The 13395-nt window shown below is 52.6% G+C and carries 15 protein-coding genes; 10 read left to right on the forward strand and 5 right to left on the reverse strand.

All coding sequences use genetic code 11. The features are described 5' to 3' along the window. Positions 1 to 81 precede the first annotated feature (81 nt). From nlpI to J1785_RS22600, 3 genes are all read left to right on the forward strand, one after another. Positions 82 to 966 carry a lipoprotein NlpI gene (gene nlpI, locus J1785_RS22590; RefSeq protein WP_129954345.1) on the forward strand — a complete coding sequence of 295 codons (885 nt, stop codon included), beginning with the start codon at positions 82 to 84 and terminating at the stop codon, positions 964 to 966. Positions 967 to 1087: 121 nt separating this feature from the next. Then, on the forward strand, positions 1088 to 1162 hold the full coding sequence (gene yrbN / locus J1785_RS27105) for a protein YrbN (RefSeq protein WP_223499600.1): 75 nt from the start codon (positions 1088 to 1090) through the stop codon (positions 1160 to 1162). Beyond that, on the forward strand, positions 1152 to 3065 hold the full coding sequence (locus J1785_RS22600) for a DEAD/DEAH family ATP-dependent RNA helicase (RefSeq protein WP_129954347.1): 1914 nt from the start codon (positions 1152 to 1154) through the stop codon (positions 3063 to 3065). The genes yrbN and J1785_RS22600 overlap by 11 nt, the downstream gene beginning before the upstream one ends. A gap of 83 nt (positions 3066 to 3148) precedes the next feature. Here the strand turns inward: J1785_RS22600 and J1785_RS22605 are convergent, their stop codons facing one another. After that, positions 3149 to 4174: a luciferase-like monooxygenase gene (locus J1785_RS22605; RefSeq protein WP_129954349.1), complete on the reverse strand. Its 1026-nt coding sequence runs from the start codon at positions 4172 to 4174 to the stop codon at positions 3149 to 3151. A 328-nt stretch (positions 4175 to 4502) separates the two neighbouring features. Here J1785_RS22605 and J1785_RS22610 point away from each other — a divergent pair, with 328 nt between their 5' ends. Genes J1785_RS22610 through J1785_RS22620 form a run of 3 tightly spaced genes read left to right on the forward strand, consistent with a single transcriptional unit; the run spans position 4503 to position 7806 of the window. Next, positions 4503 to 5477 carry an HlyD family secretion protein gene (locus tag J1785_RS22610; protein ID WP_217220823.1) on the forward strand — a complete coding sequence of 325 codons (975 nt, stop codon included), beginning with the start codon at positions 4503 to 4505 and terminating at the stop codon, positions 5475 to 5477. Continuing rightward, a complete protein-coding gene (locus tag J1785_RS22615; RefSeq protein ID WP_129954624.1) occupies positions 5474 to 6646 on the forward strand; it encodes an ABC transporter permease in 1173 nt (390 codons plus the stop codon). Before J1785_RS22610 ends, J1785_RS22615 begins: the two co-directional genes overlap by 4 nt. Next, complete coding sequence (locus J1785_RS22620) at positions 6643 to 7806, forward strand: ABC transporter permease (protein ID WP_129954353.1); 1164 nt, start codon at positions 6643 to 6645, stop codon at positions 7804 to 7806. The genes J1785_RS22615 and J1785_RS22620 overlap by 4 nt, the downstream gene beginning before the upstream one ends. 53 nt (positions 7807 to 7859) lie before the next feature. Here the strand turns inward: J1785_RS22620 and J1785_RS22625 are convergent, their stop codons facing one another. After that, on the reverse strand, positions 7860 to 8738 hold the full coding sequence (locus J1785_RS22625; RefSeq protein ID WP_129954625.1) for a U32 family peptidase: 879 nt from the start codon (positions 8736 to 8738) through the stop codon (positions 7860 to 7862). A gap of 14 nt (positions 8739 to 8752) precedes the next feature. Continuing rightward, positions 8753 to 9748, reverse strand: a complete 996-nt coding sequence (gene ubiU, locus J1785_RS22630) for a ubiquinone anaerobic biosynthesis protein UbiU (protein WP_129991634.1) — start codon at positions 9746 to 9748, stop codon at positions 8753 to 8755. Positions 9749 to 10063: 315 nt separating this feature from the next. Here ubiU and ubiT point away from each other — a divergent pair, with 315 nt between their 5' ends. After that, positions 10064 to 10585 carry a ubiquinone anaerobic biosynthesis accessory factor UbiT gene (ubiT, locus tag J1785_RS22635; protein ID WP_129954357.1) on the forward strand — a complete coding sequence of 174 codons (522 nt, stop codon included), beginning with the start codon at positions 10064 to 10066 and terminating at the stop codon, positions 10583 to 10585. Beyond that, complete coding sequence (locus J1785_RS22640) at positions 10579 to 11082, forward strand: GNAT family N-acetyltransferase (protein ID WP_217220825.1); 504 nt, start codon at positions 10579 to 10581, stop codon at positions 11080 to 11082. The genes ubiT and J1785_RS22640 overlap by 7 nt, the downstream gene beginning before the upstream one ends. Positions 11083 to 11122: 40 nt before the next feature. Here the strand turns inward: J1785_RS22640 and J1785_RS22645 are convergent, their stop codons facing one another. Further along, positions 11123 to 11425: a GIY-YIG nuclease family protein gene (locus tag J1785_RS22645; RefSeq protein ID WP_129954361.1), complete on the reverse strand. Its 303-nt coding sequence runs from the start codon at positions 11423 to 11425 to the stop codon at positions 11123 to 11125. Between the two features lie 116 nt (positions 11426 to 11541). Here J1785_RS22645 and J1785_RS22650 point away from each other — a divergent pair, with 116 nt between their 5' ends. Beyond that, positions 11542 to 11985, forward strand: a complete 444-nt coding sequence (locus tag J1785_RS22650) for a YhbP family protein (RefSeq protein WP_217220826.1) — start codon at positions 11542 to 11544, stop codon at positions 11983 to 11985. Between the two features lie 30 nt (positions 11986 to 12015). Here the strand turns inward: J1785_RS22650 and J1785_RS22655 are convergent, their stop codons facing one another. Further along, positions 12016 to 12534 (reverse strand): type 1 glutamine amidotransferase domain-containing protein, encoded by a 519-nt coding sequence (locus tag J1785_RS22655; protein WP_217220827.1) that lies wholly within the window; start codon positions 12532 to 12534, stop codon positions 12016 to 12018. 186 nt (positions 12535 to 12720) lie between these two features. On the opposite strand from J1785_RS22655, the gene J1785_RS22660 reads away from it, so the two are divergent. Then, positions 12721 to 13362, forward strand: coding sequence for a Rossmann-fold NAD(P)-binding domain-containing protein (locus tag J1785_RS22660; protein ID WP_217138271.1), 642 nt, complete (start codon positions 12721 to 12723; stop codon positions 13360 to 13362). Positions 13363 to 13395 lie beyond the last annotated feature (33 nt).

Here is a 13395-nt window from a genome sequence, read left to right on the forward strand (position 1 = left end):
CGTCTCACGGACGCAGGACGCGTTTGTGTTAAGCAAGCGGATGACAGGATGTTCATCCAATGTTTGTCTCCGGGAGTAGAAATGAAGCCTTTCTTGCGCTGGTGTTATGTTGCGACAGCACTTATGTTGGCAGGATGCAGCAACCATGATTGGCGTAAAAATGAAGTTCTGGCGATTCCGTTGCAACCGACGTTGCAGCAGGAAGTCATCCTGGCACGCATGGAACAAATACTTGCCAGTCGGTCATTAACCGATGATGAGAGAGCACAGCTATTATATGAGCGCGGTGTGCTGTATGATAGTCTCGGGCTAAGAGCACTGGCGCGAAATGATTTTTCACAAGCGCTGTCTATTCGTCCTGATATGCCAGAAGTTTTTAACTACCTGGGGATTTACTTAACGCAGGCAGGCAATTTCGATGCTGCCTATGAAGCGTTTGATTCTGTACTAGAGCTTGATCCAACTTACAACTACGCGCGTTTGAACCGAGGTATCGCACTGTATTACGGTGGCCGATTCTCGTTAGCGCAGGATGATCTGCAGGCGTTTTATCGAGACGATCCAAATGATCCCTTCCGTTCGTTATGGCTTTATCTTGCGGAGCGAGAAATCAATCCGAAGGATGCCGAGGTAGCGCTTCAACAGCGTTATGACAAAGCGGACAGAGGGCAATGGGGATGGAATATCGTCGAATTCTACCTGGGCAAAATCAGCGAATCTACGCTGATGGAACGCCTCAAGGCAGAAGCAACGGATAACACTTCGCTCGCTGAGCATCTCAGTGAAACTGACTTCTATTTAGGTAAACATTACCTAAGTCTGGGGGACAAGAACAGCGCTGCGGCACTGTTCAAACTGACGGTAGCTAACAACGTTCATAACTTTGTTGAGCACCGCTATGCATTGTTGGAATTGGCGCTTTTGGGCCATGAGCAAGACGACCTATCAGAATCGGACCAGCAATAGCTGACGACACCAATCAGCCTTTTAAATCATGGTATTTACCATTTTTTAGCGCCTTTACGGGCGAGGGTTGCTTTGTTCGTTTTATAATCTAATTTGAGCCGGTTCACACTTTTCAATGAAAATGACTGAAAATTTTCTCGACGAGTTATGTAGACTGGCTGCCATTATTAATGAGGCACGTGTACATGACTACTGAGCTTGAAACCTCTTTTGCTGACCTGGGGCTGTCTGCTCCGATCATTTCTGCCCTGACTGATTTGGGCTACGAAAAACCTTCACCAATCCAGGCTGAGTGTATTCCTCACCTGTTAAATGGCCGCGACGTTCTGGGCATGGCTCAGACAGGTTCCGGTAAAACAGCCGCATTCTCTTTACCGCTGCTGCATAACATTGATGCTTCACTGAAAGCACCACAAATTCTTGTTCTGGCCCCGACCCGCGAACTGGCGGTTCAGGTTGCTGAAGCAATGACCGATTTTTCTAAACACATGCATGGCGTGAATGTGGTTGCCCTTTATGGCGGCCAGCGCTATGACGTCCAGTTGCGCGCTCTGCGTCAGGGACCACAAGTTGTTGTGGGTACCCCGGGTCGTCTGCTGGACCATCTGAAACGTGGCACGCTGAACCTCTCTAACCTGAGCGGCCTGGTGCTGGACGAAGCTGATGAAATGCTGCGTATGGGCTTCATCGAAGACGTCGAAACCATCATGGCGCAGATCCCGGCTGAACATCAGACCGCGTTGTTCTCTGCAACCATGCCAGAAGCTATCCGTCGTATTACCCGTCGCTTCATGAAAGATCCTCAGGAAGTGCGTATCCAGTCAAGTTTGACCACGCGCCCTGATATCAGCCAGAGCTACTGGTCTGTTTACGGTCTGCGTAAAAACGAAGCATTGGTACGTTTCCTGGAAGCAGAAGATTTTGATGCGGCGATTATCTTCGTACGTACCAAAAACGCGACGCTGGAAGTGGCTGAAGCACTTGAACGTAGCGGCTACAGCAGCGCTGCGCTGAACGGTGACATGAACCAGGCCCTGCGCGAGCAGACTCTGGAACGTCTGAAAGATGGCCGTCTGGACATTCTGATCGCAACCGACGTGGCAGCACGTGGTCTCGACGTAGAACGTATCAGCCTGGTGGTTAACTACGACATCCCGATGGACTCAGAATCTTACGTTCACCGTATCGGTCGTACCGGCCGTGCAGGCCGTGCAGGTCGCGCACTGTTGTTCGTTGAGAACCGTGAGCGTCGTCTGCTGCGTAACATTGAACGCACCATGAAGCTGACCATTCCGGAAGTTGAAATCCCAACTGCAGAAGTTCTGGGCGAGCGTCGTCTGGCTAAGTTTGCAGCGAAAGTTCAGCAACAACTGGAAAGTAGCGATCTGGATCAATACCGTGCGCTGCTGGCAAAACTGCAACCTGCAGAAGAGCTGGACGTTGAGACACTGGCTGCGGCACTGCTGAAAATGGCACAGGGTGAACGCCCTCTGATCGTTGCAGCGGATCCTGTCTTCAAAAGCCGCCCACCACGTCGTGAATTCGAAGAACGTGGCGACCGTGGTGATCGTCGTGACCGTCCGGCCCGCAGCAATGACCGCCCTGCACGTGATGGCGACAGCCCGCGTCGTGAGCGTCGTGACGCTGGCGAAATGGAGCTGTATCGTATCGAAGTGGGTCGTGACGATGGCGTTGAAGTTCGTCACATCGTTGGTGCTATCGCTAACGAAGGCGACATCAGCAGCCGTTACATCGGTAACATCAAACTGTTCGGTACGCACTCTACTATCGAATTGCCGAAAGGTATGCCGGGCGAGATCCTGTCTCACTTCACCCGTACACGTATCCTGAATAAACCGATGAACATGCAACTGATCGGTGATGCGGTGCCACAGGCTCCACGTCGTGATCGTCCGGCCGGTGCTGGCGGTGAGCGTCGTGGTAATGGTGCTCCGCGTCCGTTCAACGGTGAACGTCGTGAAGGTGGCCGTGGTAACGGTGCTCCACGTTCTTTCAGCGGTGACCGTCGTGAGGGTTCTGCAGCCGCAGGTGATCGTCGTCCGCCAAGCCGCGCACCACGTCGTACTTCTGACGCATAATCTGCTTTCAGTTCGCTGATTTTCAGATAATAAAAAACCAGCCTCCGGGCTGGTTTTTTTATGCCTGCGATTTACCTGACCTGTCAGCTGATGCGTTGCTCTTTGACCAGTTCACCCTGAAGTTGTGAAACAATCTCGAATGAATGCAGGCGTGCCTGATGATCAAAAATCTGGCCGTTGATCATCAGTTCATCGGCTTCAGTTTCCCGCAGAATATTTTGCAGCCCCTGACGCACACTTTCTTTATTGCCGACCACTGACATACGCAGCGCATTATCAACGCCAAAGCGTTCCTGAGCGGACCATAAGCTTTCGATGTTATCAACCGGCGCAGGGAGTTTACCCGGCATTCCACGGCGCAAATTGATGAACTGTTGCTGATTAGAGGTGAACATCCGGCGCGCTTCTTCATCCGTGTCGGCAGCAATGGCATTGATACATACCATGGCGTGGGGTTTCTCAAGCTGTGCAGAAGGCTGGAACTTGCTGCGGTAAATTGCTAATGCCTGATACAGCATGTCCGGTGCGAAATGTGAAGCGAAGGCGAAGGGCAGTCCGAGCGCCGCCGCCAGCTGGGCGCTGTAAAGGCTTGAGCCCAGTAACCAGATCGGCACATGCAAACCCTGGCCGGGCACGGCCTGGACAGGTTGCTGCGGCTGAACGTCACCGAAGTACATCTGCAACTCCTGCACATCCTGCGGGAAGTTGTCGATTTCACCGGAGAGATGGCGGCGCAGGGCAATCATGGTGCGCTGATCGGTGCCCGGCGCACGACCTAATCCCAGATCCACACGGTTCGGGTAGAGTGTAGCGAGCGTACCGAACTGCTCGGCAATCACCAGCGGTGAGTGGTTCGGCAGCATCACGCCGCCGGAACCCACGCGGATTGTTTTCGTCCCACCTGCAATATAACCCAGCAGCACAGAGGTTGCCGCACTGGCGATGCCGGTCATATTGTGGTGTTCCGCCATCCAGTAACGCTGGTAGCCCCATTTCTCGGCATGTTGTGCCAGTTCCAGTGAACACTGAAATGCGCGGGCAGGATCGGCGCCCTGCGGAACCGGTGCCAGATCGAGAACGGAAAGGGGGACGGTGTTTTTATCAGACATAATCGCAGCTCACTCTTGATTGAGGTGAGTGGAGAAAGTATTCACTCCGCTCATAATTAGAACGAGTATCACCCAATAGTAATAGATTGAATACGGCATTTGTGCCCTTAAATGCCATTTAAACATCCAAAAATATGATTGAATTAACCTAAACTATCATTTCAGACAATATGTTGTTTTGAGTTAAAAATGCTCTGTTTATCCCGCTATGATTTCACTGATATCTGTATGTTCCGCCTGAAGAGATTGATGCAACAAAGGACAACAATATGGAAAGGATACCCAAAGCCGCTGATAAAAACAGGCAAACAAAAAGGATGTCGTACCGATGAGTAAACGAATTTTATTGACCCTGCTGCTGATTGCAGTAGCGGTTTCTCTGGCTGTGCTGTTCCGGGCGCACAATCAGGATCTGTTATTGCAGGGTGAAGTGGATGCACCGGAAGTCATTGTGGCCTCGAAAGCCAAAGGCCGGGTGACAGAACGTCATGTAGAACGCGGTGACGATGTCAAAGCCGGACAGCTATTGATTACCCTCGACAGCCCCGAATTAATGGCGCAGTTACGTGCGGCTGAAGCGGCACGCGATCAGGCAAAAGCGCAGCTTGATCTTTCCGTTAACGGCACGCGTGAAGAAAGTATTCGCAATCTGAAAGCCACGCTGGCGCAGTCGCAGGCGGAATACATTAATGCACGGGACCTTTATAACCGTAATGCCAAAATGGCATCCAAAGGTTTCATTTCTGCGGCTGATTTGGAAGATTCCCGCCGCGCCCGCGACAGTGCTTATCAGCAGGTGCTGGTGGCCAAAGCCAACCTGGATGAAGGCGTCAACGGTGACCGCGTCGAGCAACGTGAAAGCTATGCCGCTCAGTTGCGCCAGGCGGAAGAAGACCTTCTGGAAGTGAAAGCGCAAGCCGATGATTTATTAGTCAAAGCCCCGGTTGATGGTGAGGTCGGACCGATTCCTGTGGAGGTCGGCGAGTTGCAAAACGCCTCGAGCCCGTTACTGACGTTGGTTCGTCTGCCTGATGCGTATTTCGTGTTTAACCTGCGGGAGGATATCCTGGCGGGCGTGCGTAAAGGCGATAAAGTCCGGATACGCGTTCCCGCGCTGAATAACCAGATGATCGAAGCGGAAGTGCGTTACCTTGCTCCGCTTGGCGATTATGCGACCAAACGCGCCACGCGAGCGACCGGCGACTTTGATTTAAAAACTTTTGAAGTGCGTCTGTATCCCGCGAAACCTGTGCCCGGATTACGTCAGGGCATGAGCGCATTGTGGCAATGGCAAGCTCAATGAGGCCGGTCAAAGCGCCGCGCAGTGAAAGGGTAAAAGCCGCATGGCGCTGTTTCAGTCGGGCTTTTACCCGCGAGGTCCGGCATGCTTTCCGCAAGCCGGTGATCCACTGGTTGTGCTGGATTTTTCCTCTGCTGCTTTTCGGGCTTATCAGCAGTAACTTCTCGGAAGGTACATTGCTGGATTTACCGGTATCTGTGGTCGACAATGATCATAGTCCGCTATCCAAAATGCTGGTCCGCAAACTGGACGCCGGTTCTCACGCGCACGTGCAGGCTTTTGAAGGCGGTTTGCCGGAAGCTGAATACCGTCTGCGTACCGCGCAGGATTATGCGCTTTTGTATATTCCCAACGATTTTGAAGCCGATGTGCTGGCCGGAAAACAGCCCGGCGCCGTCCTCTATTACAACGCATTATTCTACGGTGCCGGATTATATTCCACGCAAGATTTCAGCGGACTGATCACCGAACTTAATACCCGCTACCGTTCAATCATTGCGACAGAAATGGGGAAAACGCTGCCTTCGCTGGCAAGTGTAGATCTCTCGTACGGCAGCCTGTTTAACGCCAGTGGCAGCTACATTTATTATCAGCAATTTGCCGCGACCATCCATCTGCTGCAACTGTTTACTGTCACCTGCATGATTTACGTGATGGCGCGCAGCCAGGCATTACTCGGCGCACCTTCATTCACACTGGCATTGCTTGGCAAACTCGCGCCATACACATTGTGTTTTACCACGTTGCTGATGGTGGAAATCGCCATGCTGGTCGGGTTTTTTGACGCCCGTGTCAGTGGTAATCCTTTGTATATGCTGCTGATCGGTTTTTTCTATGTGATCGCCGCACAAAGCCTCGGATTACTCCTTTTCACTTTCACTAAAACCACCATCACGGCTTACACCATGATGGGGATTTTCGTCAGTATTGCGCTGACTTTCTCGGGCATGGCGGTGCCGGTGCTGTCGATGCCGTTGCCAGCCCGTATCATTTCCGGTATTGAGCCGCTGAGTTATGCGCTGGCCGCCATGTTTGATGTTTTCCTGCGGGAAGTGTCAGTGCGCGGCATTCTGATGGTGTGTTGCATTCTGCTGATCTATCCGCTGCTGACCAGTTTGCTGGTGCGTAAACGCCTGTATATGCGAATGAAACAACAGGAACCAGGGCAATGACGGGTCGCGAATGGGGTAAAACCTGGTGGAAAACCTTCAGTAAAGTGCTGACCGGTTTGCTCGATAAACCGATGTGGATGATGTTACTGCTTTCACTGTGTGTGATGAGTCTGGTTTATGCCAACAGAACAGTGTGGGACTTGCCCGTCGCGGTGATCGACCAGGATCACAGTACGGCCAGCCGCATGCTGTCCCGCCAGCTTGATGCGGGGTCGAAAATTGCCACCGTCGCGTATGACAATCTGGCTGACGCGGAACACGATCTGGCGCTGCGAAAACTGTTCGCAGTGATCATCATGCCGGTCGATCTGGAGAAGAAGATCCTCGCCGGACAAAATATTGTGATCCCGGTGTATGGTGATGCCACCAACCGGCTGGCAAACGGGCAGATTCAACAGGATGTGCTGTCGGCGTATCAGTCGATCCTGACGCAGTACAACACAGATTTGCTGCTCAGCAACGGTTTCAGTGAGCGTCAGGCCAGCGTGGTGCTTTCGCCGATCCTGGGCCAGTCATCTGATCTGTTTAACCCCGGCATCAGTTTTGCCGCCATTATTTTTCCAGGTTTACTGGTGATGCTTTTGCAGCACTCATTACTGATAGCCAGTGTGCGCGTCAGTATTGTGCTCAACAGCGGGCCTTCCGGGAAATCATCGATCCCGGCGTTTCTGGGGGGAATTTCAGCCTTGATTCCGGTCTGGCTTTTTCTGTCGATTGTATTGTTCGTATTGTGGCCCTGGGTATTGGGTTACCGGCAAACGGCAACCATTCCTGAGATTTTGCTGCTGACGTTTCCGTTCCTGATGGCGGTATTAGGTTTAGGGAAACTGGTGACGGAATGTCTGCGCAGCGTGGAGCTGATTTACCTGACGCTGGCGTTTCTGACTACGCCGGTCTTCTATATATCAGGTACCATCTGGCCGTTGCAGGCGATGCCCGCATGGGTTCGGGCGATTTCTTCCATGCTCCCTTCAACGTGGGCGACCAAAGCCATTGCCGGTGTGAATCAGATGGGATTGCCGTTTAAAGACGTGGGTGGCGACATTATGATGCTGCTGATCCTGTGCGTGTTTTACACTTTCATTGGCATTGCCGTGGGCATGTTGCGTGATGGCGTCCGGCTGCGCGCGATGTTCCGGCCAAAGCCTCCGCACTCATAAAAAAGGGATATGGCGCAGTGGTCATATCCCTTCTTAGTGTTGTTTGTCTTTGGTTACTGGCGCAGTTCCAGCCCGGCGACACGCTGCCAGTAGCCATTACAGTCGGCTTTATCGGTAAGTGTCAGCGGATACAGTCCGCGTTCGTTGGTGCGAAACGCTTCAAGCGTGGCGAGTGTGTCCATGGTTTCCGGCGACAGACGCACAATGTCTACCAGCCCCTGCATTGACATAAGTTCGTTACCCAGGTTATAGCAATAGCCGCTTTGCGTCTGAATGCCGTTGAGCACGAACACCTGCTGATTTTCCTGAGACAGCATTTTACGGCCCTGCGGATAACTGATGCAGCAGGTTTCACATTCATCCTTCGCCCGGTTTTCTGAACGTGCAGTAAAACAGCGCGCCGAATACGCCAGTGGCAGATGCCCGTAGGACAGCACTTCTACGTCAAATTTATCGCGAATGCCCAAAGCCTGGCATTGGTTGAGCAGATTCACCAGCCAGTCACGGGAAAGCTCGACGGGCATACACCAGCGCACCATGCCCTGTTTATGCAGCAATTTCAGCGTGACCGCGTTGTAGCAATTCAGCGCATGGCCGGCGACAAACGGCAGATTGCGTTCCGCCGCCATATTCACCGCGCCGAAATCATTGGCTTCGAGCAAAAATTCACCGTTCTCCACATAGCGTTTCAGTTCATTGAGCTCTGATGGTGCCTGCAACAACGCCAGCGTGGAAATCACCACCTGTTTACCCGTTGCAGCCAGCTGACGCGCGATCTCCAGCCAGTCGTTCACTTTCATTTCCCGGCGTTTGGCACACACATTTTCGCCGAGGTAAATCACATCCGCGCTGCTGGTCGCCGCAGCCTGATAAAAGTCTTCCACCTGTGCTTTCGGCCAGTAATAAAGGAGGGGGCCTAAAGAATATTTCATCATCGTCTCTTCAGTTACTGCCACTTGCGGTGATAGGCACCCAGCGTCGTTTGTGTGCCCTCAGACATGGAGCCCAGCGTGTTCATCCAGGCTTCCTCGGTTTTAAAGTTTTGCGGATCAGCCATGCAGCGGTCGATGGCCGCACGCCATACGCGTGCGACCTGGCTGACATACGCCGGGCTGCGCTGACGCCCCTCAATTTTCACTGACGCAATATTGGCGGCGAACAGTTCCGGTAATAATTCCAACGTGTTTAAACTGGTCGGTTCTTCCAGCGCATGGTATTTCGTGCCATCCACCAGATAACGGCCTTTACACAGAGTCGGATAACCGGCGTTTTCGCCTTCGTCATAACGGTCGATCAGCACATCATTCAGACGTGATTCCATGCCCTGCGTGGTCTGTTGCCAGCGTACGAACCGTGCCGGAGAACAGGCACCCACAGTATTGGGCGATTCGCCGGTCAGATAGGACGAAAGATAGCAGCGGCCTTCGGCCATAATGCACAGGCTGCCGAATGCGAATACTTCCAGCGGCACAACGGTAGTACGGGAAAGCTGACGCACCTGATGCATGGAAAGCACACGCGGCAATACCACGCGGGCAACATCAAAGTTGCGTTTATAGAAACGAATGGCTTCGTCGTTGGTGGCGGAAGCCTGCACCGATACATGGCGTTCAACATGAGGATATTTATTCGCCGCGTAATCCAGCATCGCCAGATCAGCCAGGATCAGCGCATCTGCGCCGAGTTGTGCCGCCATATCTACCGCGCGTTCCCAGCGCTGATAACCGTCAGGATGGGCAAATGTATTGATAGCAATATGCAGTTTACGACGGTGGCGGTGAACGTAACTGGCGGCTTCCTGCAGTTTTTTTTCCGTAAAATTCAGGCCGGCGAAATGGCGCGCATTCGTGTCATCTTTCAGACCGATATAAACCGCATCCGCGCCATTGTCGATCGCCGCTTTCAGCGCAGGTAAATTTCCTGCCGGGCAAAGTAGCTCCATTCTCGTTCCTTACTGCAACCGGTCAGCCAGAGCTGAACAGTTGGGGGTGATGAAAAGCCAGTTGCCGACGTCATTCATTCATCAGTCAGGGCTTTGATTGGCGAACTATTTTAGAGAATGCAGGGATGCAATATTTTGATTTGAGGCAGTTTCTGCGGCTTTGAAGGGCTTACCGCCCCCGGGGAGGTTGTACGTGGCGTTTTTCTGTTGCAGTATTTATTGATATAGACCGCTGAACGTTACCGGCAATGTGTCAAAATAGGCCGCATAACCGCCTTAAAACTTGTCGAAAAGTTACCGAGAGGAGTAGTGCCAGTGTTGCAAAAACTACGTGCACGTTTGGTTCGTCAGGGACCAACCCTGTTGAGTGTGCCTTTGAAATTCACGCCATTTGCATTACAACGTCAGGTTCTGCAACAGGTGCTGAGCTGGCAGCTTCGTCAGGCACTGGCTGATGGCGAACTGGATTTCCTCGAAAACCGATGGCTGAAAATTGATGTCAGCGATCTGAACCTGAGCTGGCTGATGTCGGTGGGCGAAGGTAAGCTGATGATCGCTGAACACGGCGAGGCGGATGTCAGCTTCAGCGCAAACGCTAACGACCTCATCCTGATCGCCGCCCGTAAAGAAGATCCTGATACGCTGTTCTTCCAGCGCCGTCTGCGCATTGAAGGCGATACGGAGCTCGGTCTGTATGTGAAAAATCTGATGGATTCTATCGATCTTGATACCATGCCGCTGTTGCTGAAAAACGGTCTGCTGCGTTTGGCCGGTTTTGTCGAAGCGGGACTGCAAGAGGACCGCGGGTCAAAAACTCCGGTAGCTGAGCCATGTTAATCCGTACTGAAATTCCGGTCGATGCTGCGGGCATAGACCGTCTGCTGCGCGCCTCATTTCCGACTGGCGCAGAAGCTGATCTGGTGCAGGAGTTGCGTGAAGATGGTCTCCTGACGCTGGGCGTGGTCGCGACCGACGATGAAGGGGGTGTCGTGGGGTATGTGGCATTCTGTCCGGTGGATATTCAGGGCGAAGACCGTAACTGGGTGGCGCTGGCACCGCTGGCGGTAGAGCACTCTCTGCGTGGTCAGGGACTGGGCGAAAAACTGGTGTACGAAGGGTTAGATTCCCTGAATGAATTTGGTTATGCCGCCGTCGTGGTATTAGGTGACCCTGCGTATTACAAGCGTTTCGGTTTTCAACCTGCGGCTGCTCACGGCCTGCATTGCCGCTGGACAGATACTGAAACCATGTTCCAGCTGTTTACTTTGGCAGACGATGCGCTGTGCGACGCCAGCGGTGAAGTGGTCTTCCCGTCAGCGTTTAATCGCTTCTGATGACAGTCAGAGGGCACAGAGGCCGGTTTCCCGGCCTTTTTTATTTTCCGCTTTCCGCGAATCCCAGATAATTTTCCAGGCATTCCGGCGCGTTTGTCACCAGCAGCTCTTTCTGTGCCTTACTCAGTTTTTTGACTTTTATTTCCAGCTTTGATGCCCGCGAGCGGTCACCTGCCTGGCACTGAAATGCCAACGCTAATTCTCCTTTCCCACGCAATGATTTCGCTCCTTTACCACACTGATGCTGGGCGAGACGCCGCGTCACGTCTGTCGTGATGCCGGTATAGAGCATCCCGGTAGGCGTTCTCAGCATATATAAAAACCAGTTGGCGGTGACGGGCATAAGCTTAGGTATGGGAAAGGAAAAGGTCGTGTCAGTTTACCCGAAAGGCACAACAGAGTGAGGCAAAACATCGTCATACAGCGTTAAACTGTGAAAAATGAAGATGAGGATTGGCGATGAATAACCCTGATGATCTGCAACATATCCTGAAATTTTTGAAAAAGAACCATGTATTGGCGCTGTGCGCTACTGCTGACGGCGAAGTGTGGAGCGCTAATTGCTTTTATGTTACCGATGAGGGCAGCATGACGCTCTATTTCATGACAGAACTCAAAACTCTTCATGGCTCGCTGATGTCCCGATCGCCACACATTGTGGGAACGATTGCGCCACCTCCGAAATCCATCGCGCTAATTAAAGGCATTCAGTATCGTGGGGAAGCTACCGTTCTCAATGGTGAAGAAGAAAGCCGTGCGCGCAGTCAGTATTGTAAACGTTTCCCTGTCGCCATCGCGATGAAAGCGCCGGTCTGGGCACTGAGGCTCAGCCACATTAAAATGACAGATAATGCGTTGGGATTTGGTAAGAAACTTGTATGGGACAGAGAAGAGACAAGGTGATTTGCCCCTCTGTGCAGAGGGGCGGCGGGTTTATTCTGCCAGAATCTTCAGTGATTCACGGTTAAAAGCGGGCAGATCATCCGGCGTCCGGCTGGTGACCAGCGTGTTGTTGTCGACCACCACTTCTTTGTCATAAAACTCGGCACCCGCATTTTTCACGTCCACGACCACCGGTTTCACCGTGGTGAGTTTGCGTCCCCGAACGACATCGGCATTAATCAGCAATTGCGGCCCGTGACAGATGGCGAAAATCGGTTTGCCGCTATTGGCGAACTCCCGGGTAAATTCGACAAACCGGTCATCTCCGCGCAGGGTATCCGGCGAATGTCCGCCGGGCAGCAGCAGGGCGTCAAACTCAGTGACGTTCACATCATCAATTGATTTATCAATGGTAACGGAAGCTTTCCCCTGCTTGCCTTTAATGACGTTACCCGCTTTGTTCTCAATGGTGATGATCTGATGTCCAGCCTCGCGATAAGCCCCGGCGGGTGAAGTGAATTCAGAATCCTCAAATTCATCAGTGATGAGTACCGCTATCTTCTTGCTCATGGTTCCTCCTGCTGAGAATGTGTTTTTTGACTTACCCCCATAATCCTAGAAGCCAGGGACGGACTGATCAAACTGGATTCCTCCGAGTCTGGTCAGGTAACAGGAACTGTCTTATAGCGTGATATTCACATTCAGGTAACACTTCGATCCTCTGTGTCTGTATGCCGTGATTTAAAAGGAAGTGATATGGCAAAAGTTCTTCTGCTGGGTGGGAGTGGTCTGATCGGGAGGGAGCTTTTACGCCTGCTGCAGTTGGATCCGCGTGTCAGCCGTATTGTTGCGCCGAGTCGCCGTCCATTGCCACCGGGCAATAAACTGATCAATCCGCTGGGCACGAATCTGACCTCACTGGTTGTTGCACTTGATGAACCGATTGATTTGCTGTTCTGCTGTCTGGGTACCACACGTAAACAGGCGGGAAGTGCACAGGCATTTCGGGCCGTGGATTACGATCTGGTGGTCGATTGCGCCAAAGCGGCACGGGAACTGGGTGCCCGCCATTGTCTTGCTGTCAGCGCACACGGCGCGGATGCGCATTCGTGTTTCCTCTACAACCGCACCAAAGGTGAAATGGAACTGGCGCTGATGCAACAGGGCTGGCCACTGCTCACGCTGGTCAGACCGTCGCTGCTGGTAGGCCGGCGTCATCCGCCGCGCCTGCTCGAGCAACTGAGCGCGCCATTATTTAAAATGCTGCCAGGGAAATGGAAAGCCGTGGAGTCTGACATCGTGGCAAAAGCTTTGCTGGAACAGGCGTTTAACGCCGGGTTGGGAGGGATCACCGTGCTGGATTCCGATCAGATTGCTGCCAGCGTTGAAGAACTTTAATGCACAGGGATCCGCTTCAGCGGATCCCTGTGA

Source organism: Rahnella perminowiae, assembly GCF_019049755.1.
Lineage (GTDB): Bacteria > Pseudomonadota > Gammaproteobacteria > Enterobacterales > Enterobacteriaceae > Rahnella > Rahnella perminowiae.

Bases quoted from the DNA above. Each gene is read 5' to 3' on its own strand.
- nlpI (WP_129954345.1), top strand. From the start codon at position 82: ATGAAGCCTTTCTTGCGCTGGTGTTATGTTGCGACAGCACTTATGTTG.
- J1785_RS22600 (WP_129954347.1), top strand. From the start codon at position 1,152: ATGACTACTGAGCTTGAAACCTCTTTTGCTGACCTGGGGCTGTCTGCT.
- J1785_RS22605 (WP_129954349.1), bottom strand. From the start codon at position 4,174: ATGTCTGATAAAAACACCGTCCCCCTTTCCGTTCTCGATCTGGCACCG.
- J1785_RS22660 (WP_217138271.1), top strand. From the start codon at position 12,721: ATGGCAAAAGTTCTTCTGCTGGGTGGGAGTGGTCTGATCGGGAGGGAG.
- J1785_RS22610 (WP_217220823.1), top strand. From the start codon at position 4,503: ATGAGTAAACGAATTTTATTGACCCTGCTGCTGATTGCAGTAGCGGTT.
- J1785_RS22640 (WP_217220825.1), top strand. From the start codon at position 10,579: ATGTTAATCCGTACTGAAATTCCGGTCGATGCTGCGGGCATAGACCGT.
- ubiU (WP_129991634.1), bottom strand. From the start codon at position 9,748: ATGGAGCTACTTTGCCCGGCAGGAAATTTACCTGCGCTGAAAGCGGCG.
- J1785_RS22645 (WP_129954361.1), bottom strand. From the start codon at position 11,425: ATGCCCGTCACCGCCAACTGGTTTTTATATATGCTGAGAACGCCTACC.
- J1785_RS22625 (WP_129954625.1), bottom strand. From the start codon at position 8,738: ATGAAATATTCTTTAGGCCCCCTCCTTTATTACTGGCCGAAAGCACAG.
- J1785_RS22615 (WP_129954624.1), top strand. From the start codon at position 5,474: ATGAGGCCGGTCAAAGCGCCGCGCAGTGAAAGGGTAAAAGCCGCATGG.
- J1785_RS22620 (WP_129954353.1), top strand. From the start codon at position 6,643: ATGACGGGTCGCGAATGGGGTAAAACCTGGTGGAAAACCTTCAGTAAA.
- J1785_RS22655 (WP_217220827.1), bottom strand. From the start codon at position 12,534: ATGAGCAAGAAGATAGCGGTACTCATCACTGATGAATTTGAGGATTCT.
- J1785_RS22650 (WP_217220826.1), top strand. From the start codon at position 11,542: ATGAATAACCCTGATGATCTGCAACATATCCTGAAATTTTTGAAAAAG.